General features: G+C 71.0%; 25 protein-coding genes and 1 pseudogene. 12 read left to right on the forward strand and 14 right to left on the reverse strand.

The window, feature by feature from the left end:
- Positions 1 to 142: 142 nt before the first annotated feature.
- Positions 143 to 928, reverse strand: a complete 786-nt coding sequence (locus ACIREE_RS03875) for an SAM-dependent methyltransferase (protein WP_404145764.1) — start codon at positions 926 to 928, stop codon at positions 143 to 145.
- Between the two features lie 363 nt (positions 929 to 1,291).
- Here ACIREE_RS03875 and ACIREE_RS03880 point away from each other — a divergent pair, with 363 nt between their 5' ends.
- Positions 1,292 to 2,116: a nitroreductase/quinone reductase family protein gene (locus ACIREE_RS03880; RefSeq protein WP_404145767.1), complete on the forward strand. Its 825-nt coding sequence runs from the start codon at positions 1,292 to 1,294 to the stop codon at positions 2,114 to 2,116.
- A 74-nt stretch (positions 2,117 to 2,190) separates the two neighbouring features.
- A complete protein-coding gene (locus ACIREE_RS03885) occupies positions 2,191 to 2,655 on the forward strand; it encodes a cupin domain-containing protein (protein WP_404145770.1) in 465 nt (154 codons plus the stop codon).
- Between the two features lie 13 nt (positions 2,656 to 2,668).
- On the opposite strand, the gene ACIREE_RS03890 is transcribed toward ACIREE_RS03885, so the two are convergent.
- Positions 2,669 to 3,631, reverse strand: coding sequence for a D-2-hydroxyacid dehydrogenase family protein (locus ACIREE_RS03890; RefSeq protein WP_404145773.1), 963 nt, complete (start codon positions 3,629 to 3,631; stop codon positions 2,669 to 2,671).
- 261 nt (positions 3,632 to 3,892) lie between these two features.
- Here ACIREE_RS03890 and ACIREE_RS03895 point away from each other — a divergent pair.
- Positions 3,893 to 4,747 (forward strand): annotated as a pseudogene (locus ACIREE_RS03895) (family 16 glycosylhydrolase); the annotation flags it as partial.
- 86 nt (positions 4,748 to 4,833) lie between these two features.
- Here the strand turns inward: ACIREE_RS03895 and ACIREE_RS03900 are convergent.
- The 4 genes from ACIREE_RS03900 to ACIREE_RS03915 form a co-directional block, all read right to left on the reverse strand.
- Positions 4,834 to 5,553 carry a ribonuclease H gene (locus ACIREE_RS03900; protein WP_404145776.1) on the reverse strand — a complete coding sequence of 240 codons (720 nt, stop codon included), beginning with the start codon at positions 5,551 to 5,553 and terminating at the stop codon, positions 4,834 to 4,836.
- A 7-nt stretch (positions 5,554 to 5,560) separates the two neighbouring features.
- The gene (locus ACIREE_RS03905; protein WP_404145779.1) at positions 5,561 to 7,267 is read right to left on the reverse strand and encodes an acyl-CoA dehydrogenase family protein; all 1,707 of its coding nucleotides are present in this window, start codon (positions 7,265 to 7,267) and stop codon (positions 5,561 to 5,563) included.
- Positions 7,251 to 7,874, reverse strand: a complete 624-nt coding sequence (locus tag ACIREE_RS03910) for a TetR/AcrR family transcriptional regulator (protein ID WP_404145782.1) — start codon at positions 7,872 to 7,874, stop codon at positions 7,251 to 7,253. The genes ACIREE_RS03905 and ACIREE_RS03910 overlap by 17 nt, the downstream gene beginning before the upstream one ends.
- An 86-nt stretch (positions 7,875 to 7,960) precedes the next feature.
- Entirely contained in the window at positions 7,961 to 8,356 is a 396-nt protein-coding gene (locus tag ACIREE_RS03915; RefSeq protein ID WP_404145784.1) for a nitroreductase/quinone reductase family protein, read from the reverse strand.
- Between the two features lie 152 nt (positions 8,357 to 8,508).
- Here ACIREE_RS03915 and ACIREE_RS03920 point away from each other — a divergent pair, with 152 nt between their 5' ends.
- Positions 8,509 to 9,885 carry a S41 family peptidase gene (locus tag ACIREE_RS03920; protein ID WP_404145786.1) on the forward strand — a complete coding sequence of 459 codons (1,377 nt, stop codon included), beginning with the start codon at positions 8,509 to 8,511 and terminating at the stop codon, positions 9,883 to 9,885.
- A gap of 298 nt (positions 9,886 to 10,183) precedes the next feature.
- Positions 10,184 to 11,029: an endo alpha-1,4 polygalactosaminidase gene (locus ACIREE_RS03925; RefSeq protein WP_404145788.1), complete on the forward strand. Its 846-nt coding sequence runs from the start codon at positions 10,184 to 10,186 to the stop codon at positions 11,027 to 11,029.
- Positions 11,030 to 11,051: 22 nt separating this feature from the next.
- Here the strand turns inward: ACIREE_RS03925 and ACIREE_RS03930 are convergent, their stop codons facing one another.
- Positions 11,052 to 12,257, reverse strand: coding sequence for a hypothetical protein (locus ACIREE_RS03930; protein WP_404145791.1), 1,206 nt, complete (start codon positions 12,255 to 12,257; stop codon positions 11,052 to 11,054).
- Positions 12,258 to 12,418: 161 nt separating this feature from the next.
- Here ACIREE_RS03930 and ACIREE_RS03935 point away from each other — a divergent pair, with 161 nt between their 5' ends.
- Entirely contained in the window at positions 12,419 to 12,658 is a 240-nt protein-coding gene (locus ACIREE_RS03935) for a hypothetical protein (protein ID WP_404145793.1), read from the forward strand.
- Between the two features lie 19 nt (positions 12,659 to 12,677).
- Here ACIREE_RS03935 and ACIREE_RS03940 read toward each other — a convergent pair whose 3' ends face one another.
- Positions 12,678 to 13,646, reverse strand: coding sequence for an SDR family oxidoreductase (locus ACIREE_RS03940; RefSeq protein ID WP_404145796.1), 969 nt, complete (start codon positions 13,644 to 13,646; stop codon positions 12,678 to 12,680).
- Positions 13,647 to 13,840: 194 nt separating this feature from the next.
- Between ACIREE_RS03940 and ACIREE_RS03945 the strand changes: the two genes are divergently transcribed.
- Together ACIREE_RS03945 and ACIREE_RS03950 are read left to right on the forward strand one after the other, a co-directional pair.
- Positions 13,841 to 14,407, forward strand: coding sequence for a rhodanese-like domain-containing protein (locus tag ACIREE_RS03945; protein ID WP_404145799.1), 567 nt, complete (start codon positions 13,841 to 13,843; stop codon positions 14,405 to 14,407).
- Entirely contained in the window at positions 14,404 to 14,670 is a 267-nt protein-coding gene (locus ACIREE_RS03950) for a metal-sensitive transcriptional regulator (protein WP_404145802.1), read from the forward strand. The genes ACIREE_RS03945 and ACIREE_RS03950 overlap by 4 nt, the downstream gene beginning before the upstream one ends.
- A gap of 83 nt (positions 14,671 to 14,753) precedes the next feature.
- On the opposite strand, the gene ACIREE_RS03955 is transcribed toward ACIREE_RS03950, so the two are convergent.
- The 4 genes from ACIREE_RS03955 to ACIREE_RS03970 are packed head-to-tail and all read right to left on the reverse strand — an operon-like array spanning position 14,754 to position 19,397.
- Positions 14,754 to 16,127 carry a GH1 family beta-glucosidase gene (locus tag ACIREE_RS03955; protein WP_404145804.1) on the reverse strand — a complete coding sequence of 458 codons (1,374 nt, stop codon included), beginning with the start codon at positions 16,125 to 16,127 and terminating at the stop codon, positions 14,754 to 14,756.
- 54 nt (positions 16,128 to 16,181) lie between these two features.
- Positions 16,182 to 17,066, reverse strand: coding sequence for a carbohydrate ABC transporter permease (locus ACIREE_RS03960; protein WP_404145806.1), 885 nt, complete (start codon positions 17,064 to 17,066; stop codon positions 16,182 to 16,184).
- Complete coding sequence (locus tag ACIREE_RS03965) at positions 17,059 to 18,066, reverse strand: carbohydrate ABC transporter permease (protein ID WP_404145809.1); 1,008 nt, start codon at positions 18,064 to 18,066, stop codon at positions 17,059 to 17,061. The genes ACIREE_RS03960 and ACIREE_RS03965 overlap by 8 nt, the downstream gene beginning before the upstream one ends.
- Positions 18,067 to 18,080: 14 nt before the next feature.
- Positions 18,081 to 19,397 (reverse strand): ABC transporter substrate-binding protein, encoded by a 1,317-nt coding sequence (locus tag ACIREE_RS03970; protein WP_404145812.1) that lies wholly within the window; start codon positions 19,395 to 19,397, stop codon positions 18,081 to 18,083.
- A 203-nt stretch (positions 19,398 to 19,600) separates the two neighbouring features.
- On the opposite strand from ACIREE_RS03970, the gene ACIREE_RS03975 reads away from it, so the two are divergent.
- The 3 genes from ACIREE_RS03975 to ACIREE_RS03985 all read left to right on the forward strand — a co-directional run bounded on the left by ACIREE_RS03975 (position 19,601) and on the right by ACIREE_RS03985 (position 22,119).
- A complete protein-coding gene (locus ACIREE_RS03975; RefSeq protein ID WP_404145814.1) occupies positions 19,601 to 20,938 on the forward strand; it encodes an ROK family protein in 1,338 nt (445 codons plus the stop codon).
- 149 nt (positions 20,939 to 21,087) lie between these two features.
- Positions 21,088 to 21,606 (forward strand): GNAT family N-acetyltransferase, encoded by a 519-nt coding sequence (locus ACIREE_RS03980; protein ID WP_404145817.1) that lies wholly within the window; start codon positions 21,088 to 21,090, stop codon positions 21,604 to 21,606.
- Between the two features lie 45 nt (positions 21,607 to 21,651).
- Positions 21,652 to 22,119, forward strand: coding sequence for a pyridoxamine 5'-phosphate oxidase family protein (locus tag ACIREE_RS03985; protein ID WP_404145820.1), 468 nt, complete (start codon positions 21,652 to 21,654; stop codon positions 22,117 to 22,119).
- 66 nt (positions 22,120 to 22,185) lie between these two features.
- On the opposite strand, the gene ACIREE_RS03990 is transcribed toward ACIREE_RS03985, so the two are convergent.
- A complete protein-coding gene (locus ACIREE_RS03990; RefSeq protein ID WP_404145823.1) occupies positions 22,186 to 23,790 on the reverse strand; it encodes an MDR family MFS transporter in 1,605 nt (534 codons plus the stop codon).
- A gap of 191 nt (positions 23,791 to 23,981) precedes the next feature.
- The gene (locus ACIREE_RS03995) at positions 23,982 to 24,638 is read right to left on the reverse strand and encodes a TetR/AcrR family transcriptional regulator (protein WP_404145826.1); all 657 of its coding nucleotides are present in this window, start codon (positions 24,636 to 24,638) and stop codon (positions 23,982 to 23,984) included.
- Positions 24,639 to 24,772: 134 nt separating this feature from the next.
- On the opposite strand from ACIREE_RS03995, the gene ACIREE_RS04000 reads away from it, so the two are divergent.
- Positions 24,773 to 25,339, forward strand: coding sequence for a DUF4232 domain-containing protein (locus ACIREE_RS04000; RefSeq protein WP_404145829.1), 567 nt, complete (start codon positions 24,773 to 24,775; stop codon positions 25,337 to 25,339).
- Positions 25,340 to 25,346 lie beyond the last annotated feature (7 nt).

Raw genomic sequence — 25,346 nt, forward strand, 5'->3', positions numbered from 1 at the left:
TCCCGTTTTGTACCGGTGGGCTGTTGCCCCCACCTCGCCCCGCTTTTGCCCCCCCCCCCCCCCCCGGGGGGGGCCCCCCCCCGGGGGGGGGGGCCCCCCCCCCCCCCCCGCCGCTCTGTGTCCGGGTCGGGTCCCGGGCGGGTCAGGGCTTCCGCGCCACCACGGCGTAGATCCCGCTGGCCTCGGGCTCGGGCGCGGCCTCGTCACGGAACCACTCGGGTGCCGTGACCAGACCGGGCTCCACCGGCTCCAGGCCCTCCAGGAAGCGAGCTACACCCTCGCGCGTGCGGAAGCCGAGCTTGATGCCGCCCTTCGCGTACTCGGCGGTGACCTGGTCCGACAGCTCGGGGAAGATGTCGGACGAAGCGTGCGAGAGGACCAGGTGACTGCCCGAGGGCAGCGCGGAGACAAGCGTCGAGACGATGTCGTACGGGTCCTGCTCGTCCGCGATGAAGTGCATGAGCGCGATCAGCGACAGCGCGATCGGGCGGTCGAAGTCGAGGATGGTGCGGGCGTGTTCGAGGATCGCCTTCGGGTCGCGGACGTCGGCCTGGATGTAGTCCGTGGCGCCCTCGGGAGTGCTGACGAGGAGGGCCTCCGCGTGCCGCAGCACGATGGGGTCGTTGTCGGTGTAGACGACCTTCGCGGCGGGGACGGTGCGCTGCACGATCTGGTGCAGGTTCGGCGCCGTCGGGATGCCGGTGCCGACGTCCAGGAACTGGTCCATGCCCTGCGTCGCGAGCCAGGCCGCCGCCCGGTGCATGAACTCCCGGTTCTGCCGCGCCGCGTCACGCGCCTCCGGTGGCAGCTTGATACCGACGGCCTCGTCGACGGGGTAGTTGTCCTTGCCGCCGAGCAGCCAGTCGTAGACCCGCGCGGGGTGCGCCTGGCTGGTGTCGATCCGGGGCCGGGGGGCGGATGCCGTCATGGGCGGGCTCCATCGTCGCGAGGGCGGGGCAAGGCGGATGACCTTGGCCTTAGTGTGCCATGTTCAACTACCTGGTTTGATCAGGGCGTTGAGGGCTAACGGCGGGTACGGCTTTGACAGCGGACGGTGGTGTCTGATCCCATGTCCGCGGTGCCGCGTGGCGCCGGCCACAGAGCAGTGGGCCGGCCGGACGCCGGGCGAGCGCCCTTCACTCAGGGATCACGCCATGAGTCTTCACTCCGCGACCTGATGCGCATGCGCCTTCGGCGCACCTCCCCTGTTCTCCGCTGACGTCCGGCGTGCCGCCGCCGCTCAGCGTTCCGTCACGCTCCTGCGCATCGCTCCTGAGGAGACCGCTTCCCCATGCCCTCATCCACTCCCGCTCTTCTTCAGCTCACCACCACCGGCGCCCGCTCGGGCCGCCCGCACACCGTGCCGCTCGGGTACGTCCAGCACGCGGGAGAGCTGCTGGTCGTCGCGTCGAACCTCGGCGCCGACCGGCACCCAGGCTGGTACCACAACCTGCTGGCCAGGCCCGTCGTGACCGTCACGCTCGGCACCGACACGTTCCAGGCCGTGGCGGTGCCCGCACAGGGTGTACGCCGCGACGAACTGTTCGCGGCCGTCGTCCGGGCCGCACCCGGTTACGCCGATCACCAGGCGCGGACCGCCCGCACGCTGCCCGTCATGGTCCTCGACCGGCCCGAGACGGATGCCCCGCAGACCGTGACCACGCTCGCCGGAAAACTGCTGCAGGTACACATCTGGCTGCGTGACCAGCTGCGCCACGTACGGGACGAGACCGAGGCCCACTTCGCCGCGTCGGCCACGGCATCGTCCACGGCGGGGCCGGGCCTCGGCCTGCAGATCCGGCAGCACTGCCTCGCCTTCTGCCAGTCGCTCGCGTTCCATCACGAGAGCGAGGACGGACACCTGTTCCCCGGGATCGCCCGGTGGCATCCGGAGCTCGGCGACGTGTTCGAGCGGCTGCGGGCCGAGCACGCCGAGGTGGGCCGGGTCCAGAACGCCCTGGTGGCGCTGCTCGACGACGTGGCCACGGCCGACCCTGCGGTGTTCCGGGCCGAACTCGAGGACATGACGAAGCAGCTCACGGCGCATCTCGACTACGAGGAGGAACATCTGCTGCCCGTGCTCGCGGATGTGCCGTGGCCGCCGGTGCGCCCGTAGGGTTTCCTGAAGGCCGAGAGGCCACCGACCCACCGACCCACCGACCCATCAATGTGCAGATCCGCAGATCCGCCATGCGCGACTGGCAGGGCGAGCTGGGCCTCGAACGGCACGGCGAGGGCGGCTACTTCCGCCGGATCTACACGAGCCCGCAGGAGATGACGACCGCGCACGGCCCGCGCCCTTCGGCCTCGTCGATCTACTACCCGCTCGACGAGACGCAGCCGAGCGGTCTGCTGCACCGCAACCGCAGCGACATCCCGCACTTCCTTATCGACGGCGGCCCGCTGGAGTACGTCACGGTCGATCCCGCGGGCACGCTGGAGCGCACCGTCCTGGGCGCGGACGCCGAGCGGTTCCTGCTGGCGCCCGGGGCATGGTGGAAGGCGTCGCGGCTCGTCGGCGGCGCCGGCCACGGTCTGGTGGCGGAGGTCGTCACGCCCGGGTTCGACTACGTGGACCACGAGTTCGCCCCGCTGGCCGTACTGGACGAACTCCCGCACCTCACCGAGGAGTTGCGGGCGTTCGTGCGCACGTAGCCGGTCCGGCGGATCAGCCCAGGGTGCGGATCGGGCTGCCCGACAGGTAGGCCTCGATGTCCTCGACGGCGCCCTGGAAGTAACCGTCGTAGTTGCGCCGGGTGACATAGCCGAGGTGAGGCAGGCCGAGAAAGTTCGGTGCCGTGCGCAGCGGGTCGTCCAGGGGCAGGGGCTCGGTCTCGAAGACGTCGCTGCCGGCGCCGGCGATCCACCCCTCCCCCAGGGCCCGCAGCAGCGCGTCCTGGTCGACGATCGCGGCGCGGGACGTGTTGACGAGATAGGCGGTGCGGCGCATCCGTCGCAGTTCCCCGGCGCCGACGAGGCCGCGGGTGCGCTCGCTCAGCACGAGGTGCACGGAGACGAAGTCGCTGCTTTCGAGGAGTTCTTCTTTGGATGCGGCGAGTGTGGCCCCGGCCTCCTCGGCGCGCTCCGCGGTCAGGTTCTGGCTCCAGGCGGCGACGTCCATGCCGAACGCGGCGCCGACACGGGCGACCCGGGCACCGATCTTGCCGAGCCCGAGCAGGCCGAGGCGGCGGCCGTGCAGATCGGCGCCGAGGGTGGACTGCCAGGGACCGCCGGAGCGCAGGTTGTCGTTCTCGGTGACGACGCCGCGGGCGAGCCCGAGGATGAGCGCCCAGGTCAGCTCGGCCGGGGGCTCGGAGCTGCTCGGGGTCCCGCAGACGGTGACGCCGTGCGCGGCCGCGGCGCCCAGGTCGATCGAGGCGTTGCGCAGGCCCGAGGTGATCAGCAGCCGCAGCTTGGGCAGCCGCGCGAACAGCTCTGCCGGGAACGGGGTGCGTTCCCGCATCACGACGACGATCTCGCTGTCGCCGATCTCCTCGACGAGTTCGTCGTGCGCGGTGATGTGGCGGCTGAGGAAGCGGACGTCGACCCGGTTCGCGAGTCGCGCCCAGTCACCCCGCTCACGGGCGACGTCCTGAAAATCGTCGAGTACGGCACAACGCAGCGTGGTCACCAACACTCCCCGGGTCGATCATGTACGAACACCCTAGTACGGGCCCGTTTCGCGGCCGCGGGGCGCCGTGGGACGGGGTCGCTCGCGGGAACTTCCTCTACCGCTCGACGACTTGGTACGGACGAATACCTTGACGCGACTTCCACCCGTCTCTTAAATCAACTCTTGAAGTTAACGCACCACGCACCACCCCCCATGTCTTCACTTTCTGGCGCGCCCGAGACAGGCGCGATCCCCCTACCCGAAGTGACGTGATGCTCCATGCGTATACCCCTCCGCCGCAGGCTGCCCCTGGCCACGGCCGCCCTCCTGTGTCTCGGCGCCGGCCTGATGCCCGCGGCGCAGGCCGCGGACGCCGGTGCCGACGGCACCGCCAAGGCCGCCGCGGTCACCTTCTCCGACGACTTCGACGGGGCCGCGGGCTCGTCGGTCGACGGGTCGAAGTGGCAGACCGAGACCGGCGACAACGTCAACAACCACGAGCGGCAGTACTACACGTCGGGCACCAACAACGCGGCGCTCGACGGCCAGGGCCACCTGGTGATCACCGCTCGCAAGGAGAACCCGGGCAACTACAACTGCTGGTACGGAAGTTGCCAGTACACCTCGGCGCGTCTGAACACCTCGGGCAAGTTCACGACGACGCACGGGCACGTCGAGGCACGGATGAAGATCCCGCGCGGCCAGGGCATCTGGCCGGCGTTCTGGATGCTCGGCTCCGACATCGGGTCGGTCGGCTGGCCCAACTCGGGCGAGATCGACATCATGGAGAACGTCGGCTTCGAGCCCTCGACCGTGCACGGCACGATCCACGGGCCCGGCTACTCCGGCTCGGCCGGTATCGGCGCGGGCTACTCGCTGCCGGGCGGCCAGGCGTTCGCCGACGACTTCCACACGTTCGCGATCGACTGGTCGCAGAACTCCATCAAGTGGTCGGTGGACGGCACGGTCTACCAGACGCGCACGCCCGCCGACGTCGGCGGCAACCAGTGGGTCTTCGAGAAGCCGTTCTTCGTCATCCTGAATCTGGCGGTCGGCGGTTACTGGCCGGGCGACCCGGACGGCAGCACGCAGTTCCCGCAGCAGCTGGTCGTGGACTACGTGAAGGTGTCCAACTAGCCGGTGCACGACGCGAGGCCTTGCCCGGCCGGCCATGGATCACGGCGGTCGGGCAAGGCCTCGCCTCGCTGAAGGACAGACACTCAGGCCGACGCGCGGCACTCCGGGTGGCCCCAGCCGTCGGGGTTCTTGGCGATGTCCTCGCCCGCGGCGTACGAGCGGCCGCAGCGGCAGCGGCCCGGGAACTTCGCCTTGAGCGTGCGCGACGAGGCTCCCGAGGACGCAGTGGACCCCGCCGATCCCGACGTGCGCTTCTTGGCGGTCCCGGCCCGGGTCGAGCCGCCCGACGACTTCGACGATTTCGATGATGGCGGCGAAGGCGGCGGCACGGGCGAGCCGAGGGCGCTGCCCGCGTCCTCCTGCTGGATCGCGGCCTGACTGGCGGCGCGGTCCGCGAAGTCGTTGAGCGGGTCGCCGTCGACCTGGTGCGCGGGCACGTACTTGAACTCGACCTTGCGGCCATCGAGCAGCGAGTCGATGCGGGCGACCAGCTCCTGGTTGGCGACGGGCTTGCCGGAAGCGGTCTTCCAGCCCTTGCGCTTCCAGCCGGGCAGCCAGGTCGTGACCGCCTTCATCGCGTACTGGGAGTCCATCCGGACCTCCAGCGGCACTTCGGGGCCGATGGTGCTCAACAGCCTTTCCAGGGCGGTGAGTTCAGCGACATTGTTCGTCGCCGTGCCCAGCGCGCCGGCCTCCCACTGGACGGGGACCTCGTCGCTGTCGGCGACGACCCACGCCCATCCCGCGGGTCCGGGGTTTCCTTTCGACGCGCCGTCACACGCGGCGATCACACGTTCAGCCATGCCCCGATCATGCCAGGGTCCGCGCCCGATCGAGGATTGCTGACGTGTCTATGCCAAGCGGGAGGGTGCCGAAGGCGACGCCCCAGTCGCGATCGAGCCGGGAAGCGCAGAAGGCGTCGGCTACGGCCGGGTCCCCGTGCCGTACGAGGAGGGAGCCCTGGAGGACGAGCGCCATGGTCTCGACGAGACGGCGGGCACGGAACTGGAGGGCCTCGGGATCGCTGCCGAGACCGCCGAGGTCCTTGCGCAGCCGGCCCGCGGCCTCGTCGAGCCGCCGGTCGGCGCCGGCGGCCCGGTCGACCTCCTCGAAGTACGCGTCCACCGTGGCGGTCTGGCGGCTCATGGCGCGCAGCACGTCGAGCGCGGCTACGTTGCCGGAGCCCTCCCAGATCGACGGCAGGGGTGCCTCGCGGTACAGGCGCGGCATGCCGGACTCCTCGACGTAGCCGTTGCCGCCGAGGCATTCGAGGGCTTCGGCGGCGTGCGCGGGGGCCCGCTTGCACACCCAGTACTTGGTGACGGCGAGCCCGATGCGGCGCAGCAGGTCCTCGGAGTCGTCGCCGCGCGCGGACCGGTCGACGGCGCCCGCGAGGCGCAGGGCCGCGACGGTGGCGGCCTCCGCCTCGACGGCCAGATCGGCGAGGACGTTGGTCATCAGCGGCTGGTCGATGAGGCGGGCGCCGAAGGCGCTGCGGTGGGTGGCGTGGTGGACGGCCTGGACGAGGCCCTGGCGCATGCCGGACGCGGAGCTGACGGCGCAGTCGAGACGCGTCATGTTGACCATCTTGATGATGGTGGCGACGCCCCGCCCCTCCTCGCCCACGAGGGTGGCGAGCGCTCCCTCGTACTCGATCTCGGAGGAGGCGTTGGAGCGGTTGCCCAGTTTGTCCTTGAGGCGCTGGAGGCGGATCGCGTTGCGGGTCCCGTCCGGGAGGACGCGCGGCACCAGGAAGCAGGAGAGGCCGCCGGGGGCTTGGGCGAGGGTGAGGAAGACGTCGGACATGGGCGCGGACGTGAACCACTTGTGCCCGGTCAGCGCGTACTGCCCGGCCTCCCCCGTCGGCACCGCGCGTGTGGTGCCCGCGCGGACGTCGGAGCCGCCCTGCTTCTCCGTCATCGACATGCCGGCGATGAGCCCGCGCTTGCCTGTGGGCTCGCGCAGCCCGAAGTCGTAGACGCCGGAGGTGAGCAACGGCTCGTAGACGGCGGCCAGTTGAGGGGAGGTGCGCAGGGCGGGCACGGCCGCGTAGGTCATGGAGACCGGGCAGAGGTGCCCCGGGTCGGCCTGCCCCCAGACGTATAGCTTGGCGGCGCGGGCGACGTGCGCGCCGGGCCGGTCGTCGGCCCAGGGCGCGGCGTGCAGGCCGCGCTCCACGGCGACGGTCATCAGCTCGTGCCAGTACGGGTGGAACTCGACCTCGTCGACGCGGTGGCCGTAGCGGTCATGGGTGTGCAGGACGGGGTGGTTCTGCTCCGCCACCCTCCCCCACTCCTGGACCTTCTCGGACCCGGCAAGGGTGCCGAGGTCGTGCAGCTCGGGTTCGGCCCAGGCGGCGCCCTCGCGGCGCAGGCCCTCCAGGAGGGCGGGGTCGGCGGCGACGTCGTGCCCGGTCAACGGCGGTACCTGGTTGGTGACTTCATGCGTGGCGTTGTGCGTGACGTCAGGTGTGGGGTTATGCGTGACGTCAGGTGTGGGGTTATGCGTGGTCGGCATCGACGGCTCCCAAGGTTCCGAGGGCTCGCAGGGTGAAGGTGAGGAGGGCGGGGACGGCGTCGGGTCCCCGGTCCGGGTCGGACAGGGGGCCGATGAGCGCCTCGGCGCCCGCGCCGACCAGCGCGGCGGCTGTCAACTGCGCGTCCTGCGGCGGAAGTTGCCCCTTGCTTACGCCATCGGCGATGTGCTCGGCGAATACGTCACGGAACGCGCGCCGGAAGACGAGCCGCTCGGCGTCCACCGCCGGGTCGACCGGTTCGGCGAGCAGCGCGTACGCCAGGCGCGGCGACTTCAGGGCGCGGCGCGCGAACGTCTCGACGACGGCGACGACCCGCTCGGCCGACGCCTCGGCGGGCCGGGCCGCCGCTTCCCGCACGGCGGCCACCTCGCGGGTGACGACGCGCCGGAAGAGCTCGACGGACAGCTCGGCCTTGCTGGGGAAGTGCCGGTACACGCTGCCGGTGGCGATGCCGGCGCGCGCGGCGACGGCGGACATGGAGCAGCCCGCGTAACCGTGCTCGGCGAGCAGTACCACGGCCGCGTCCAGGACAGCGGTGCGCTGAGCGTCGAGGCGGGCCTGCACGGCTGGTGTTCGTCGGTAGGGCACGCAAGAAGTGAAGCACTGATTCAGTGCTTCAACAAGAGGCAGGCGGCGTGGTCGTCCCCGCCGCCGCCGGCACAGAACCGGCCGGTTCAGTCGGTCAGGTCGACCCGGATGGTGAGCAGTTGCGTACCGAAGGCACGGACGGCCGCGCTGTTGTACCGGGGCAGGACCCTGAGGCGGGCACGGGCGTCGTCATCGGGGAGAAGGTGCGCCGTGCCGGTGTGCCAGCGGCCGCGAAGGCGGACGCGGACCTTCGGGTCGGCCTGGATGTTGCGCACGTAGTGCGACGTGAGCCCGAACTCGGAGACGAGCCAGAACGAGTCGTCGACGCGTCGCCCACCGACCGGGGTGCGGCGGGCCAGGCCCGAAGTGCGGCCCGTGGTCTCGATGAGCACCTGGCCGGGCAGCCGCGCCGAAATCGGGTTGGCGACCCGGCGCTGGAACGTCGTGACGATGCGGTGCTTGATCTCCTGGGCGCGCGACATGCCGGAACTGTAACGGGGGATATCCCCCCTGCCGATGGACCGGGTCACCGGATAGTGCGGGGCGGCCCGGCCGACGATCGTTGATCTCCTCGAACGGCCCGCGGCGGAACGCATGCGGGGAACAGCGGGAATTCGGCACATACGGGGAGAAGATGACGGTGCGACAGAGAAATCCCAGGGCAGCGACGGCGCTCGTGGCACTGGCACTCGCGGGTGGGGTCGTGGCGCCCGCGGCGGCGGCCGGACGGCCGGGCGTCGAGGGTGTCTGGCGGGTGACCGGCTACGGCACGGTCCTGTCCGTCACGGACGGGCGGCTGCAGGAGTACCAGACGACGGAGGCCGGTTGTGTGCGGGGCGACTCCGCGCGCCGGACCGCGCCGGGCACGTACACGGACAGCGAGGGAACGGTCTTCACCCTCCGGCCGCGGGGGACCCTGGAACTGGCCGGTTCGCCGGGCCACCGGGAGCTGCGCCGCATCGCGGAGCTTCCGGCGAGCTGCGGGCGCCCCATGCCCACGGGCCCGGTGGCGGCGTTCGACGTCTTCTGGCAGTCCTTCGAGGAGAACTACCCCTTCTTCGCCGCCAAGGACATCGACTGGCACGCCGTACGGGACACCTACCGGCCCAGGGTGCACGCCGGCACGACGCGGGACGAACTCTTCGCGATCTTCAGCGACATGGTGACGCCGCTGTACGACGCCCATGTGGCGGTGCTCGACGGCGACCGCCACTTCGCCCAGGTCCGACCGGGCACCACGATGCCCGGAGAGGAGCTGGACACCAAGGTCAAGGAGTTCGTCGTACGCCGCGACCTCGGCGGCACAGCGCTGCGGGAGTTCGCGGGCGGCCGGATCGGTTACGCGGACCTGCCCGGTGGACAGGGTTATCTGCGCATCTCCGGATTCGCGGGCTACGCCGGGCAGCAGCGCTCGTACGCCGTCCATCAGGCGGAGCTCGACAAGGCGCTGGACGCCGTCCTCGACCCCGAGCGCACCGCCTCCCTCAAGGGGCTGATCATCGATCTGCGGATCAACGGCGGCGGCTACGACTCCCTCGGTCTGCACATCGCCGAGCGCCTCACGGACACCCCGTACGTCGCCTACCGCAAACGCACGCAGGTCACCCGCCCGCAGCCGATCACCGTACGGCCCGCTCCCGGCGTCCCCCGCTACACGGGCCCGGTCGCCCTGCTGACGGGCGGCTCGACGGTCAGTGCGGGCGAGACGTTCACCCAGGCCCTCCTCGACCGGCCCGGCGGGACGGTCCGCGTAGGGGAGGCCACCCAAGGCGTCTTCTCGGACACGATGGACCGCAAGCTCCCCAACGGCATGGAGGTCTGGCTCCCCAACGAGACGTTCCTGACCCGCTCGGGGACGACCTTCGACGGCGCCGGCATCCCGCCGCACCTGCGCACGCCGGTCTTCACCGACCAGGAGTTCGCCGGGAACCGCGACTCGGCCTTCGACACCGCGGTAGCGGTGCTCGCGCGAGAAGGCGGGCGGGAGGGCAAGAGGAAGCCCCGACCGTGACGGGGGATCACGGCCGGGGCGGCTCGGAGGTGGACACGGATGGCGGTCGCCTCTCGGCGGGGGGGCTCCGCAGGGCTTCAGCCGAACGATCTTCCCTGCGGGCAATAGGTGAGGCCCGGGGACACTGTTCCATCCGCGTCCACAGTGGGTTCAACGGGCGAAAGGGCAGGGTTGTTCCCGGCCACGCCGGAGCGGAGCGTGAGGTACGTCACGGTCCGTGAGACCTCGTACACAGCTGTCATGAAAGGACCGTTATTGCCGTGCCCTGTAGTGGTACGTGGGGCCGTAGGGTGCCGTAGTGATCTTCGTCCCGGTTTCCCGTCGGCTGTCCGCCCTGGGCCTCGTCCTGGCCGCCGCCCTGCTGTCCGCCTGCTCGTCGGCCCCGCCCCCCGAGTCGACCCCGTCCTCCGAGGACCGTTCGCCGCACGTCGTGCGGCCCACGGCCGACATGGACTTCGACTACCAGATCGGGGGCGCCTACAAGCCACCCTCCGGAGTACGAGCCGTCTCCCGCGACCGGAGCGCGGCACCGGCCGACGGGCTCTACAACGTCTGTTACGTCAACGCCTTCCAGGCACAGCCCGAGGCGCTGGGCTGGTGGAAGAGGAACCATCCCGACCTGCTGCTGCGTGACGGGGACGGCGACCTGGTGATCGACGAGGACTGGGACGAGGCGCTCCTCGACCTCTCGACGGCGGGCAAGCGGGCGCGGCTCGCGAAGATCGTCGGGCCGTGGATCGACGGCTGCGCGGACGACGGCTACCAGGCCGTGGAACCCGACAATCTCGACTCCTACGAACGCTCCGACGACCTGCTGAAGCCCGCGGACGCGGTCGCCTTCGCCAAGCTGCTCGCCGACCGCGCGCACGACGCGGGGCTCGCCGTCGGCCAGAAGAACACCGCCGAACTGCTGCCGAAGCACGCGGCCATGGGCTTCGACTTCGCGGTGGCGGAGGAGTGCGCCCGCTACGACGAGTGCGGGGACTACGCGTCCGCGTACGGCGACCGGGTCTTCGTCATCGAGTACCGCGCCGCCGACTTCACCCGCGCCTGCCGCGCCTGGGGCAAGCGGCTGTCGATCGTGCTGCGCGACCTGGACGTCCTGCCCGTGAAGGAGAAGGGGTACGTGCGCAAGGCCTGTTGAGCCCTGTCGAGTGGGGACGCCGTCACGGGGTGCGGGAGGCCGTGCCGAGCGCGTCCAGGCGGCGCTGGATCGCCTCCAGCGCCCCGGGGCGCCTGCCAGGGACCCGATGGCGCAGCGCCGTGAGAGCGGTGGCCTGCGCCCGGGCGCGGGCCGGGTCCGCGACCTGCTCCCACTGGTGGTGGGCGCGGTCGACGGCCGCCTCGACATCCTCGTCGGTGCGGGCCTCTTTGCGGGCGAGCCTGGCCTGCGCGACCGCCATCCACAGTTCGCAGCTGCGGGGCGGGTCCTGGGCGAGCCGCGCCAGATCCGCCCGCACCTCCAGCCAGTGGATCGCCTGCGGTGACCCGGCGCCGTGCGTGCGCAGCGCCTCGCTCTCCCACAGCGCCGCGATGGCGGAGGCCTCGCCGTGCCGCCCGGCCTGGGCCGCCGCGAGCAGCGCGGGGTGCGGGTCACCGCCGTCCGCGGGGCGGGCCGCCGGGACCGGCGCGGCCGGAGCGGGCACGGCCTGGGCGGGCACGACGGGGACGGGAGGCACCACCACCCGCGCCGGTGGCACGTCCGGGCGCCGGGTGTCCTGCGCCAGGAACAGCGCGTCCGCGGGACCCGAGCGGGCGGCCGCCGCCTCGTGCAGGTGGGCCCGCGCGGGCCGCTCGCCGCCGCGCCAGATGTCGGCGTACGCCTTGAGGTAGGCGGGGGTCAGGACGGTGCGGCGCGGCGGCGGCGGGCAGACGCGCCCGTACAGGCGCACTCCGTGGCCGAGCCCGAGACCGCCGGCCCGCACGTGCTGCCAGGCGGCCGCGTCGGCGACCAGGTCGACGACGACGGTGGTGGTGTGCGGGCGGCGCAGGGCGAGTTCACCGGTGAGCCAGTGCCAGGGCAGGGCCGTGTAGCGCAGCGTCGACGCGGTGGTGCGGGCCAGCGCGAGGTGGAGCAGGCGCTGGCGCTGGTCGAGGTGCAGCTGACCGGTGACGTACAGATGGAGCGGGCCCGGCAGGGCGGCGGCCGTGCGGATACGGGTGAGGACGACCTGCGGGTCGAGCGGGTCGGCGAGTTCGACGACCGTGGCCGCCGCGGTGCCGGTGAGCGCGCTCGGCGGGACCGCCGCGAGCGACGGCAGCACGGCGGCCGCGTCGATGAGGCACCCCTTGCCCGCGGGGGCGGCCGCGAGCAGCAGCGCCGTCCCCGGCTCGGTGGAGTGTGCCTCGTAGGTGCCTTGCGCGTTGATCACCCCAGCACCGTAACCGCAATACGTCGGGACGCGCGCCCCGGACCAGCACCCCAACTCCTCCGACTACGGCCGGATTTCACCCTATTTTCTGTGTGCCGCCCGGCGCGCCGGGCGGCCGGTTGAGGGTGCGGACTCTTCCCCGTGCCACGAAGCTGAGGGGCATGGACGGACTCGACGGATACCCCTCAGTAGTCGTGCACGCGGCGCAGCCCGGCGGGCGGCGGGTCGCCATCCGCGGGGAGGACGCGGGTCTGGCGACCTCGCTGGCGGACGTGGTGGAGTTCCTGCGCCGCGCCGGCCTCGACGACGCGCCGCTCGACGACCCGGACTTCATCGAGTGGCGCGGCGGCGGCAGTGCGATGTGGCCCGCCGGGATCAACGATCCGGACGACGGGATCTAGGAACCGTACGCGCCGGCCCCTACCGGTAACCGGTGACGTCGGCGGGCTTGCCCGCGTCCTGGACCTCCACGAGGTAGCGCCAGGCGTCGGGCCTGCTGCCGTCGAGGTCGGTGAAGCCGTAGACCTGGGCGAGGCCGCCGCTGGACAGCGAGGTTGCGTTGAAGCGGGAGACGTCCGGGTCTGCGGCGAGGGCGGCCACGGCGCGGCCGACGTAGCGGGGGGTCTCGGAGATGGCGAAGTGCGCCTGGTCCTCGAGGGCGTCGCGCCAGGTCTCCTCGGTGACGCCGAAGGCGTCGAGCATGATCTCCGAACGCATCCAGCCGGGGGTGAGCGCCACGGCGGTCGCGCCGCGCGAGCCGAGTTCGTGGCCGAGGGAGAACGCCATCCGCAGCACGGAGCTCTTGGCCAGGTCGTAGAAGAAGGAGTTGCGGTAGTTCGCGGCGTTGTACTCGGCCGTACCGTCCGTCATCTCGACGACCAGGCCTCCGGGGTTGCGCAGCAGGAGCGGCAGCGCGAAGTGGCTGGTGACGGCGTGCGTCTCGACGGCGAGGCGGAGCAGCCTGAGGCCCTTGTCGAGGTCGTGCTCCCAGACGGGGGCTTCCCAGGCGAAGAGCTGTTCGCCGCCCCAGATGTCGTTGACGAGGATGTCGAGGCGGCCCTGTTCAGTGTCGATGCGCTCGACGAGTGCGCGGACCGCGTCCTTTTCCAGGTGGTCGGTGGGGACGGCGATGCCCTGGCCGCCCGCCGCCGTGACCAGGTCGGCCGTGTCCTCGATGGTCTCGGGACGGTCGTATTCGGAGCGCTGCGTGCGCGTGGTGCGACCGGTGACGTAGACCGTGGCGCCCGCCGCGCCGAGCTCCACGGCGATGCCGCGGCCCGCGCCGCGGGTCGCTCCCGCGACGAGTGCGACCCTGCCGCGGAGCGGCGCCCGGCGCTCCGCGGGGGTGTCCCGGTTGTCCTGGCCGCGCTGCCCCTGTGGGTGTGTCATGTCCTTCTCCTGTGGTGGTTGCCGCGTCGCCCGCCGACGTTTTCGTCTCCTCCGTCGAGCTTCCCCGCCAATCCCGACATCTTCTGTCCGGCTTTCGGGCCGGGATGTGTGCGACCGCTCCCCTGCCATACCCCCAGGGGTATTTTGCTACCTTTGAGGCGTAAGAGTCACCTGTGACATCAGCTGGGAGAACCATGAGCACCACCCTCGCCCCCGCGGAACTGCACGCCCGGCCCGCCGACCGCACCCTCGTCGTGGACGTGCGCGCTCCCGGCGAGTACGCCTCCGGGCATGTGCCCGGCGCGGTCAATGTGCCCGCGGATCTCCTCGACGCGCTCCTGCCCGACCTGCGGGCCGCGGCCGAGCGGCAGGACCTCGTCATGGTGTGCGCGGCCGGTCGGCGCTCGGCCGCCGCCTGCGCGAAGCTCGCCGAAGCGGGCGTCGAGTCCACCGGCCTCGCGGGCGGCACGCAGGCCTGGGCCGCCGACGGGCTGCCGGTCGACACCGGCGCCCGCCCGGACCGCGAGGTGTGGGCCATGGACCGGCAGGTGCGCTTCACCGCCGGATCGCTCGTCCTGCTCGGTCTCGCCCTCGGCCGGCGCGCGCCGAAGGGTCGGCTGCTGGCCGCCGGGATCGCGTCGGGTCTGGTGTACTCCGGGCTGAGCAACACCTGCGGCATGGCGGCGATGCTGGGCAGGCTTCCGTTCAACCGGCCCGCGGCGGGAGCGCTGGACGAGGCTCGCGCGGCGTTGCGCGGATGAGCGGAAATCCCGCGGCGACGGACGCCGTCCTCAAACGGCTGCGCCGCGCCCAGGGGCAGCTGGCCGGGGTGATAGCGATGATCGAGGCGGGCCGCGACTGCAAGGACGTGGTCACGCAACTCGCCGCCGTGTCACGGGCGTTGGACCGGGCCGGCTTCAAGATCATCGCTTCCGGCATGCGGGAGTGCCTGAACGCCGCGGACGGCGAGCAGCCCCCGTTCAGCGAGGAAGAGCTGGAGAAGCTGTTCCTGTCGCTGGCGTGATCAGAGCTTTTCGTCACACCCGGACGTCGTGGCGGGGCCGTTCCCGGACCGCCCCGCCGCGACGCGGATTCGAAGACGGGCTGTCAGGCGGCGCGCCGGGACCGGGAGCCGTGGCGGCGCACGATGTCCGCGTACCGGTGGCCGCTGCCCTTGATGGTGCGCGCTTGCGTCGCGTAGTCGACGTGCACGAGGCCGAACCGCTTGTCGTAGCCGTACGCCCACTCGAAGTTGTCGAGCAGCGACCACGCGAAGTAGCCGGCGAGCGGGGCGCCCTTGCGGGCCGCGCGGGCGCAGGCCGCGATGTGGTTGACGAGGTACTCCTCGCGCTCCGGGTCGTCCACGGTGCCGTCGGGGCGCACGACGTCCGGGAAGGCCGAGCCGTTCTCGGTGACGTACAGCTTGCGGGCGCCGTACTCGTGGGTCAGGCGGAGCAGCAGCGTCTCGATGCCGTTCGCGTCGACCTCCCAGTCCATGCCGGTGCGCGGGACGCCGAGGCGGCGCACGGAGTCCGCGTACGGCGCCGGGCCCGCCGGGTGGTCGGCGATCGCGGACGGGAAGTAGTAGTTGAGGCCCAGCCAGTCGAGCGGCTCGGCGATGGTCGCCAAGTCACCTGCCTTTTCCGGGAGTTCGACGCCGTAGACCTCGACCATGTCGGCGGGGAAGCCGCGGCCGTGCACCGGGTCGAGCCACCAGCGGTTGGCGTGACCGTCCATCCGGCGGGCCGCGGCGATGTCCTCCGGGCGGTCGGTGGCGGGCTCGACCTGGGCGAGGTTGTTGACGATGCCGATCTCGGCGCCGGGCACGGCCGCGCGGATCGCCTGCGTGGCCAGGCCGTGGCCGAGCAGCAGATGGTAGGAGGCCTGGACGGCGGCGGTCAGGTCGGTCCAGCCTGGCGCCATCCGGCCTTCGAGGTGGCCGATCCACGCCGAGCACAGCGGTTCGTTGAGCGGCGTCCAGTGCTTCACGCGGTCACCGAGCCGCTCCGCGACGACGGCGGCGTAGGCGGCGAAGTGTTCGGCGGTCTCGCGGGCCGGCCAGCCGCCCCGGTCCTGGAGCACCTGCGGCAGGTCCCAGTGGTAGAGGGTGACCGACGGGGTGATGCCCTGGGCGAGCAGCGAGTCGATCACCTCGTCGTAGAAGTCGAGGCCCTTGGCGTTGACCACGCCGTCGCCGCCGGGCACGACACGCGGCCAGGCGACGGACAACCGGTAGGCGTTGGTGCCCAGTTGACGCATGAGAGCGATGTCCTCGCGCCACCGGTGGTAGTGGTCGCAGGCGATGTCGCCGTGGTCGTCGTTGTCGATCTTGCCGGGGGTGTGCGAGAAGGTGTCCCAGATCGAGGGCGAGCGGCCGTCCTCGGAGACGGCTCCTTCGATCTGATACGCGGATGTGGCGGTGCCCCACAGGAAGTCGTGCGGGAAGGCGGAAACATCCACGGGAGCGTGGGGGTCGGACACGGTTTTCCTTTCACAAGTACTCACGAGAACGCACGGGAACTCACGAGCACACGGTCACTTGACGGCGCCGGCGGTCAGGCCGGTGACGAGGTAGCGCTGCAGCAGCAGGAAGCCGGCGACGACGGGCACGCTGACCACCAGTGAGGCGGCCATGATCTGGTTCCAGTACACGTCGTTGAGGTTGGCGTAGGCGCCGAGGCCGACCGAGAGCGTGCGGGTCGTCTCGTTCGTCATGACGGAGGCGAACAGCACTTCTCCCCAGGCCGTCATGAACGAGTAGACGGCGACCGCGACGATGCCGGGAATGGCGGCCGGCACGATGATCCGGAACAGGGCGCCGAGCGGGCCGCAGCCGTCGACGAGGGCCGCCTCGTCGAGGTCGCGCGGCACCGATTCGAAGTACCCGATGAGCATCCAGATCGAGAACGGCAGCGTGAAGGTCATGTAGGTGAGGATCAGTCCGCCGCGCGAGCCGAACAGGGCGATCCCGGTGGCGTTGCCGATGTTGACGTAGATGAGGAACAGCGGCAGCAGGAAGAGGATGCCGGGCAGCATCTGCGTCGACAGGACGGTCACCGTGAAGACGCGTTTGCCGCGGAAGCGGTAGCGGCTGACCGCATAGGCGGCGAAGACGGCGATGACGACCGAGCAGACGGTCGCCGTGCCCGCCACGATCACCGAGTTCGTGAAGTACTTGGCCAGCGGAACGGTCGACCAGATGTCGATGTACGGGCGGATCGTCAGCCCGCTCGGGATCCAGCGGAACTCGCCCTGGACGTCCTCGAGGGGTTTGAGCGAGCTGGACACCATGACGAACACGGGCAGCAGGACGAACCCGGCGAGCAGCGTCAGGAAGATCCGCCTGCTCCACAGGAACGACCGGGGCGCGGCCATCGGCGACCTGTGCCGCGAGGTGGCGGCTACCTGGGTGTCAGACATCGGCGGACTTCCTTCCCCGTGAGGTGAGCGCCAGGTACACGCCGGTCACGACGAGCAGGAACAGCAGGAGCAGCACGGACATGGCGGAGCCGGAGCCGAAGTTCCAGGTGACGAACGACGATTGGTAGATGTGGACCGAGACCAGGTCCGCCGCCTTGGGTGCCGCCTTGCCGAACATCACGTACGGCGTGTTGAAGTCGTTGAACGTCCACAGGAACAGGACGAGTACGAGGACCTGGTTGACGGGGCGCAGCGACGGCAGCGTGATGCGGCGCAGCTGCTGCCACAGGCCGGCGCCGTCGAGGTTGGCGGCCTCGTACATCTCCTTGGGGATGTTCTGGAGTCCTGCCATCACGATGAGGAAGGCGAACGGCCAGCCCTTCCACACGGACACGGTGAGCAGCGCGTAGAAGCTGTTGTCGCCGATGAGCCAGAAGGACGGCTTGTCGGTGACGCCGAGCTGGTCGTGCAGGACGTGGTTCACCAGGCCGTTGTCGTGCTGGAACATGAACACCCAGGTGATCACTGCGGCGTAGACGGGCAGCGCGTACGGGATCAGGAACAGGGCGCGCAGGATGCCGCGTCCTTTGAACGTCTCCTGCATGTAGATCGCGGCCGCCGTGCCGATGGCCCAGCACAGGCCGACGGACAGGATCGTGAAGAGGCAGGTGACGAAGAAGGAGTGGAGCAGGGCCTGGCCGACGGGGGCGTCGAAGTCGACGGCCACCTTGAAGTTGTCGAAGCCGGACCACGGGGCGGTGCCCCAGTCGCGGATGTAGAACTGGGTGAGCTCGCGGAAGCTCATCACGATGCCGATGACCATCGGGATCAGATGAACGAGGAGTTCGAGGATCAGGGCGGGCAGGAGCAGCAGATAGGGCAGGCTGATGCGGCGGATCCGCCCGGGGCGGCGGCTCTTGCCGCTCGCCGCCCCGGGGGAGTTCTTGCCGACGGCCCGCCCCTCCCCCGCCTCGGCGGGGGTGGTGGCGGTCGTGGTCATGTGGGTCTCCGCACTCACTTCGTCGGCATCGACTGCTGGGCCTTGGTCAGTGCGGCCTTCACGGATTCCGTGGTGACCGGCTTGCCGGCGGCGGCGTCCGCGAAAAGCTCCTTCACGGCCGTGCCGACGGCGGTCTCGAACTGCGACTCGTCCGCGACCTGGGGCAGCGGGGCCGCGCTCTTGCCGAGGGTCTCCTTGAGGACGCCCGTGGACTGCGCGTTGAACGCCGGGTCCTCCTGCGCGGCCTTGACCGGCGGGATCGAGCCGTAGGTCTTGTTGAGGAGCTTCGACTCCTCGTCGCTGGTCATGAACTTCACGAACTTCGCGGCGCCGTCGAGGTTCTTGGTGTTCTTGAAGACGGCGATGTTGATGCCGGCGACCATGGAGTTGGTGGACTCGCCCTGGCCGGGGGCGCCGGACTGGACGGGCGCGGGCACGACGCCCCACTCGTCGTCCTTCATGCCCTGCGACTTGAAGGTGGACGCGGCAGCCTGCCAGAGCACCATCGCGGTCTTGTTCTTGGAGAAGTCGCTCAGGGACTGGTTCTGCGCGTACTCGGCGTTGCCGGGCGCGATGATCTTGTCCTTGGCCATCAGGTCGACGTACTGCTTCACGCCCGCGACCGCGCCGTCGGAGGTGAAGTCCGGCTTGCCGTCGGCGGTGAACCAGTCGGCGCCGTGCTGCTTGGCGAGGACGAAGACCTGGTGGATGTTGTTGGACAGGTTCGAACCCTCGGCCGCAAGTCCCCACTTGCCGTCCTTGGAGATCTTCTTGCCGTCGGCGACGATCTCGTCCCAGGTCGTCGGGGGCTTGGCTATCCCCGCGTCCTCGAACATCTTCTTGTTGTAGTAGAGCGCGTACGACATCGAGTACAGCGGGACGGCGGCGGGATCCTTGCCGGCGGCGCCGGCCGAGCCGATCGCGGACTCGACGAAGCGGTCCTTGCCTCCGATCTTGTCGAAGTTCTTCGCGTCCCACGGCAGCAGCGCGCCGCTGGCCTGGAGCGAGGCGCTCCAGGTGTTGCCGATGTTCAGGACGTCCGGGCCCTGGCCCGACGTGGTCGCGGTGAGGATCCGGTTGAGGAGGTCGGACCACGGGACGACCTCGAGCTTGACCTTGATCCCGGTCTGCTTCTCGAACTTGTCGAGTTCGGGCTGGAGGACCTTCTTGTCGACCGAGATGCTGGCGCCCTGGTTCGACGCCCAGTAGGTCAGGGTCTTCGGGGAGTCGTTGGACCCGCCCCCCGAGGACGAGCCACCGCCGCAGGCGGTCGCGGCGAGGGCGAGCGAAAGGGTGGCAGCGCCGACGGCTGCGGCTCGGATTCTGCTCATGGCTCCAGGTGTCCCTTATCCGGAGGAACCCCGGCGCGTCCACACGAGCTCAATTTCTGCGAGTTCAAGTAGTGAACGCCCTCAGGGCTTAATTTAGGCTGTGAGTTAAGCCGCACAAGAAGAGGGCGTCAAGGGATCGGACACGGGTATCTTGCGCGGAGCGGGGGTTGTTGGCGTCTTGTCGGCGCAGGGAGAGGGAGATCATGGCCGGGCGGAACGGGCGTACGGTGCACGACCTGCGGCGCGAGAATCGCGCCGCCCTATTGCAACAGTTGTATTTCGATGGTCCGTTGAGCCGGTACGAGCTGGGTCCGGCGACCGGGTTGAGTTCAGGTTCCGTCAGCAATGTGGTGGCGGAGCTGGCCGCCGAGGGGCTGGTGGAGGAGGCGGGCAGTGTCGAGTCGGACGGCGGCCGGCCGCGCACGCTGCTGCGGATCGCGCCGGACTGCGGTCTGCTGATCGGCGTGGACGTCGGCGAGAACCTGGTCCGCGTCGAGCTCTTCGACCTCGTGCTGACCGAACTGGCGCGCGTGGAACGCCGGTTGGCGGTACGTGACCGGTACGACGTCGATCTGGTGGTGGGCCACATCCGCGACGGCATCGCCGACGTCCTCGCGGCGGCGGACGCGGATCCGGGACAGCTGCTCGGAGTGGGCGTCGGAGTGCCCGGCATCGTGGCACGGGACCCGGAGCGCGGGGCGGTGGTGCACGGCCAGACGATCGGCTGGCGAGCGGTGCCGCTGGAGCAGTTGCTGCGCAAAGGCACCCAACTCCCCGACGAGATCCCGTACTTCATCGACAACGGGGCCAAGACGCTCGGGCAGGCGGAGATGTGGTTCGGAGCCGGGCGAGGGGCCGGCAGCGCGGTGGTGGTGCTGTTCGGCTCGGGCGTCGGGGCCTGCGTGGTCGCCGAGGACGGGGTGGAGGGGCGGGCCGTCGAGTGGGGGCATCTGACGGTACGGGTGCGGGGGCGGCGCTGCCGGTGCGGGGCGCTCGGCTGCCTCGAGGCGTACGCGGGGGCGCAGGCCCTCGTCGAACGGTGGCGGGAGGCCGGCGGTGCGCCGAGCGGCGACGGCGGTGAAGAGGCGTCGCTGACCGAGCTGTTGGGGACGGCGTACGGCGAAGGCCCCCAGCCCGAACGGGCGCTGGCGCTCTCGGTCCTGGAGGAGACCGCCGAGTACCTGGGGGCGGGCCTGTCCGACCTGATCAATCTCTTCCAGCCGGAGCGGATCCTGATCGGCGGCTGGGCCGGGCTGCGGCTCGGGCCGCGCTTCCTGGAGTCGGTGCGGCGGCACATCGGGACGTACGCGCTCGACTATCCGGTGGGCCGGGTCGGCGTGGAGCTGGGCCGCCTCGGCCCCGACGCGGTCACGGTCGGCGCGGCCACGCTGCCGCTGGCGGGGTTCTTCGCGCGGGGCGGCCGCCGGGCCGAACCGGCGCCGGCCCAGGAACTCGCGGGGTGGCGGCGGGCGTTGGTGGCACGGCGGGGTGTGCGAGGCGGGCGGGTTCCGGCGGGCGGCCAGAGTGCGGGAGGTCAGTGACCCGGCGGGCGGCCAGAGTTCGCGAGGTCAGTGACCCCGCGGGCGGCCAGAGTGCGCGAGGTCAGTGACCCCGCGGGCGGCCAGAGTGCGCGAGGTCAGTGACCCGGCCGGAGGGGGCATGTCTTTGCCGGGACGTGTTCTTATGGGGCGTGCGAGAGACCAACAGTGCCTCCGAACCGCAGGTCGGGCCGCGCGGGGACGACGACATCGGGGCGTGCGTCGCCGCCCTGGCCGCCGTGCACGCGAAGGACGGCTACCCCATCAACTGGCCGTCCGACCCCGGCCGTTGGCTGGCCGGTGGCCCGGACGCGGCGGCGTGGGTCGCCCAGTGGGGCGGGCGGGTCGTCGGGCACGTGATGCTGGTGCGGCCGGGCGCGGACGATGTGGCACCGACCCTGGTCGGCGCGGGCGCCGAGGTCGCGGTCGTCAGCCGGCTGTTCGTCGACCCCGCGGCCCGCGGGCACCGGATCGGCGCGGCGCTGCTCGACCGGGCCGCGCGTGAGGCCGAGCGGATGGGCGCACGCGCCGTGCTGGACGTCGTCGCCACCGACACGGCCGCCGTCGCCCTGTACGAAAGGCTCGGGTGGGAGTTCCTCGCCTCTGCGCAACAGGAGTGGGGGCCGGGCGAGTTGGTGGACGTACGGTGTTACGCGGCGCCACCGGAGTGATGGCGCCCGCACCGTACTGCTCTGTCCCGCCTTGAAGGAGCCTCCATGACGCAGGTCGCGCCCGCCCGTTCGGCGAAGCAGCGCAAGCAGGACACGCTCGCCCGGCTGGAGCGGGACGCCGACGCGTGGGTGGCGACGGCCGGGGCGGAGGGCGGGCAGCCTCATCTGATGCCGCTGTCGTTCCTGTGGCAGGACGGCCTGCTGTACGTGTCGACCCGCGCGACGAATCCGCTCGCCCGCAACCTCGTGGCGACCGGGAAGGTACAGCTCACCATCGGGGGCACCCGGGACGTCGTACGGATCGAGGGCGAGGCGGAGGTGCTGCCCGACGCCGAGGTCACGGCCGCGTTCGGCGACACGTTCGCGGAGAAGGCCGGGTTCGATCCGCGCGCCGCCGGCGCCCCGTACCCGCACTTCCGGATCCGGCCGCTGCTGATCCAGGCCTGGCGCGAGGTGAACGAGATCGCGGACCGGGACCTGCTGCGCGACGGCGAGTGGCTCGTCACGGACTGACACACGTGTGCCCTCGCCGGGCGAAGCGGCGAGGGCACACGTATGACGGGGTACGACCGGGGCGCCTCAGGCGACCGGGGCCGGCTCCTTCTCCGCGTGCCAGTCGGCGCTGTCGGCGAGCGGCTTCTCCTTCAGGACGAAGGCGAGGACCAGGCCGACCGCGAACACGGGCAGCAGATACAGGAAGATCGGCACGAGCGCTTCCTGGTAGGAGTTGACGACGGTCTCACGCAGGTCCGCCGGGAGTGAGCGGACCAGCGCGGGCGTGAGCGAGTCGCTGTCGCCGATCTTGGCCGCGGCCTCCGCGGGGATGCCGGCGGCGAGCTTGTCGGTGAGGCGGCTGGCGAACACGGCGCCGACGACGGCGACGCCGAGCGTCGCGCCGATCTCCCGGAAGAAGTTGTTCGCGGAGGTGGCGGTGCCGACCTCCGCGGCCGGGAAGTCGTTCTGCACGGCGAGCACCAGAGTCTGCATCATGAGGCCGACACCGGCGCCCGCGAGACCGACGTACACGCACACGAGCCAGACCGGGTCGGACACGTCCAGCGTCGACATCAGGTAGGCGACGAGCATGATGACGGCCGTTCCGGCGATCGGATAGATCTTGTAACGGCCGGTCTTGGACATGATCGCGCCGGACGGCAGGGCGGTGCCCATGATGCCGACGACCATGGGGATCAGCAGCAGCCCGGACTCGGTGGCGGACTTGCCGTAGACCATCTGCAGGTACGTGGGCATGTAGCCGACGATCGCGAACATGCCGAGGCCGATGACGATCATGCCGAGCAGCGTGGCCACGTTGAAGATCGGGCTGCGGAACAGGTGCGGCGGGATCACCGGCTCCGCGACGCGCTTCTCCACGACGAAGAACAGGATCCAGGCGGCCACCGCGCCGACTCCGAGGCCGATGACCAGCGGGTCGGACCAGGCGTACTGGGTGCCGCCCCAGCTCGCGAACAGGACGGTGCAGGTGACGGCCGCGGCCATCAGCGCGGTGCCGAGGTAGTCGAGCGTGACCTTGACCGCCTTGCGCGGCAGCTTGATCGCGACCGCGGCGACGAAGAAGGCGAGGATGCCGAGGGGCAGGTTGACCCAGAACGCCCAGCGCCAGGAGTGCGCGTCGGTGAACCAGCCGCCGAGCAGCGGCCCGACGACGGAGGACAACCCGAAGACGGCGCCCATGGGAGCCATGTACTTGGCGCGCTCACGCGGCGGCACCAGGTCGGCGATGATCGCCTGCGAGGTGATCATGAGACCGCCGCCACCGAGGCCCTGGAGGGCGCGTCCGGCGATCAACGTGCCCATGTTCTGGGCGAGTCCGCAGACCACCGAGCCCACCAGGAACAGGGCTATGCCGGCCAGGAAGATGTTCTTGCGGCCCATGAGGTCGCCGAGCTTGCCGTAGACGGGCATGCCGATGGTGGCGGCGAGGATGTACGCGGTGGTGATCCACGCCATGTGCTCGATGCCGTTGAGCTCGCCGACGATGGTCGGCAGGGCCGTGGACACGATGGTCTGATCGAGGGCGCCGAGCAGCATGGTCAGCATCAGCGCGGCGAAGATCAGTCCGAAGTTGGCCGGCTTGGCCGTGCTCTCGGCGTTCTCGTCGGCACCGCCGTTCTCCGGGCCGGGTCCGGTGTCGATGCCCTCGGCTGCGGGGGCGTGCGTCATTGCGTGGTTCTCCGATGTACGAGTGTGCGGATGGGTCGGCGGACCGTGCGGCGCGGGGGAAGCGGTCACCGCGTACGGGTACTGCGGGGTCTGGGTCTGCGGGGTTTACGGGATCTGCGGGGTTTTCGGGGTTCGGGGAGAGGTGCGTCGGGTGACCGGTCGGGGGTTCCGGTCACGCGGGGGGTGCGGGCCTACTGCACCGCGGCCTGCCCGAGCAGGGCGCGCAGCGCGGCGAAGGAGTCGCGCACGCAGCAGGCGAGGCCGTCGGCGCTGTCCGCCCCGGCCGCGTGTTCGCTCGTCTGCGCCCACCTCTTCAGCGCGCTGCGTACGGTCGCCATGGCGATGCCCGCGAGCAGTTCGGCGCTCTCCCCCTCCGCGGGGGTGCCCGTGCGCCGGGCGATGGTGCCGGCGAGATCCCGCTCCACCGCTTCGCACTGGGCGAGGAACGTGGCAAGGACGGACGGCACACCTTCGGCGATACGCAGCATGTCCTCCAGCTCCTGGGGGCCGGGGGTGGCCTCCTGGAGGTGGTCGGCGAGCACGTCGCCGAGGTCGCGCAGCACGGCGTCCGTGCCCTGTCCGACCCCCCCGGCGAACCGGTCCGCGAGCGCGGTCGGCAGGTTGCCGGGGAGTGCGAACAGCGCGGCTTCCTTGCTGGGGAAGTAGTTGAAGAAGGTACGGGGTGAGACTCCGACCTCATTGCTGATCATCTCGACCGTGACGTGCGCGAAGCCCAGTTCGCGGACGAGCCGCAGGGTGGCGGCGTGCAGCTCGGCCCGTGTGCGGCGGCGCCTGCGGGCACGCAGCCCCTCGGCGGGGGCGCTCTGCGGCGGGTCGGATGTGATCACGGCGAAGATTCTTGCACACCGTGCAAACTTGCGGTCACTGCACCCCCACCCCGTGCCATATACAGAGCCGGCCATCCGGGATAGCCTCTTATGTCTGCATTCATCCTTATTGCGGCAACGAACTGGGGAAACCGATGCGCGCACGAACCGTCACGGCGGCCACCGTCGCCGCACTCGCCCTGACCGCCCTCGCCGTCCCGGCCACGATGCCGGGCGCCCCGTCGGGCGCCTCCGCCGCCGAACTTCCTCGCTGCGCGGAGAAGAATCTGACCGTGCGCGCGGAGCCCTCCGACGACAGTGCCGGCGTGCTCAAGCTGAGCGTGCGCAACGACTCGGCGCGGGCCTGCCTCGTCGACCGCGTCCCGACGGTCACCTACGGGGATCTGGACGGCGCCGCCCTCCCGCTGCCGACCGTGCCGCACGCGGGGCGGACCCTGGCCGCGCACACCACCGTGTACGCGGCCGTCCTCTCCGTGTCGACGGAGCCGAAGGGCGGCGACGAGGAGGCCCGCACCGTGCTGTCCGTGAACGTGGCCGCCGTGCCCGATCACGACGGGCGGACGTTCCAGGCGCTGAAGCTGGGCGCCCCCGCCGGGGTGCGCGTCTGGGAGCCGGTGACGACCCTGTGGCAGACGTCCGCGGACCGGGCCGCACAGGTGCTCCAGGAGCAGACGACCGGCAAGGGCGCCATCGCGGCCTAGGACCTGC

Source organism: Streptomyces sp. NPDC102467, from assembly GCF_044765445.1.
GTDB lineage: Bacteria > Actinomycetota > Actinomycetes > Streptomycetales > Streptomycetaceae > Streptomyces.

Coding starts and splice junctions, on each gene's coding strand:
- ACIREE_RS03875 (WP_404145764.1), bottom strand. CDS start 928: ATGACGGCATCCGCCCCCCGGCCCCGGATCGACACCAGCCAGGCGCAC.
- ACIREE_RS03880 (WP_404145767.1), top strand. CDS start 1,292: ATGCCCTCATCCACTCCCGCTCTTCTTCAGCTCACCACCACCGGCGCC.
- ACIREE_RS03885 (WP_404145770.1), top strand. CDS start 2,191: ATGCGCGACTGGCAGGGCGAGCTGGGCCTCGAACGGCACGGCGAGGGC.
- ACIREE_RS03900 (WP_404145776.1), bottom strand. CDS start 5,553: ATGGCTGAACGTGTGATCGCCGCGTGTGACGGCGCGTCGAAAGGAAAC.
- ACIREE_RS03905 (WP_404145779.1), bottom strand. CDS start 7,267: ATGCCGACCACGCATAACCCCACACCTGACGTCACGCATAACCCCACA.
- ACIREE_RS03915 (WP_404145784.1), bottom strand. CDS start 8,356: ATGTCGCGCGCCCAGGAGATCAAGCACCGCATCGTCACGACGTTCCAG.
- ACIREE_RS03920 (WP_404145786.1), top strand. CDS start 8,509: ATGACGGTGCGACAGAGAAATCCCAGGGCAGCGACGGCGCTCGTGGCA.
- ACIREE_RS03935 (WP_404145793.1), top strand. CDS start 12,419: ATGGACGGACTCGACGGATACCCCTCAGTAGTCGTGCACGCGGCGCAG.
- ACIREE_RS03940 (WP_404145796.1), bottom strand. CDS start 13,646: ATGACACACCCACAGGGGCAGCGCGGCCAGGACAACCGGGACACCCCC.
- ACIREE_RS03945 (WP_404145799.1), top strand. CDS start 13,841: ATGAGCACCACCCTCGCCCCCGCGGAACTGCACGCCCGGCCCGCCGAC.
- ACIREE_RS03950 (WP_404145802.1), top strand. CDS start 14,404: ATGAGCGGAAATCCCGCGGCGACGGACGCCGTCCTCAAACGGCTGCGC.
- ACIREE_RS03960 (WP_404145806.1), bottom strand. CDS start 17,066: ATGTCTGACACCCAGGTAGCCGCCACCTCGCGGCACAGGTCGCCGATG.
- ACIREE_RS03965 (WP_404145809.1), bottom strand. CDS start 18,066: ATGACCACGACCGCCACCACCCCCGCCGAGGCGGGGGAGGGGCGGGCC.
- ACIREE_RS03970 (WP_404145812.1), bottom strand. CDS start 19,397: ATGAGCAGAATCCGAGCCGCAGCCGTCGGCGCTGCCACCCTTTCGCTC.
- ACIREE_RS03975 (WP_404145814.1), top strand. CDS start 19,601: ATGGCCGGGCGGAACGGGCGTACGGTGCACGACCTGCGGCGCGAGAAT.
- ACIREE_RS03985 (WP_404145820.1), top strand. CDS start 21,652: ATGACGCAGGTCGCGCCCGCCCGTTCGGCGAAGCAGCGCAAGCAGGAC.
- ACIREE_RS03990 (WP_404145823.1), bottom strand. CDS start 23,790: ATGACGCACGCCCCCGCAGCCGAGGGCATCGACACCGGACCCGGCCCG.
- ACIREE_RS04000 (WP_404145829.1), top strand. CDS start 24,773: ATGCGCGCACGAACCGTCACGGCGGCCACCGTCGCCGCACTCGCCCTG.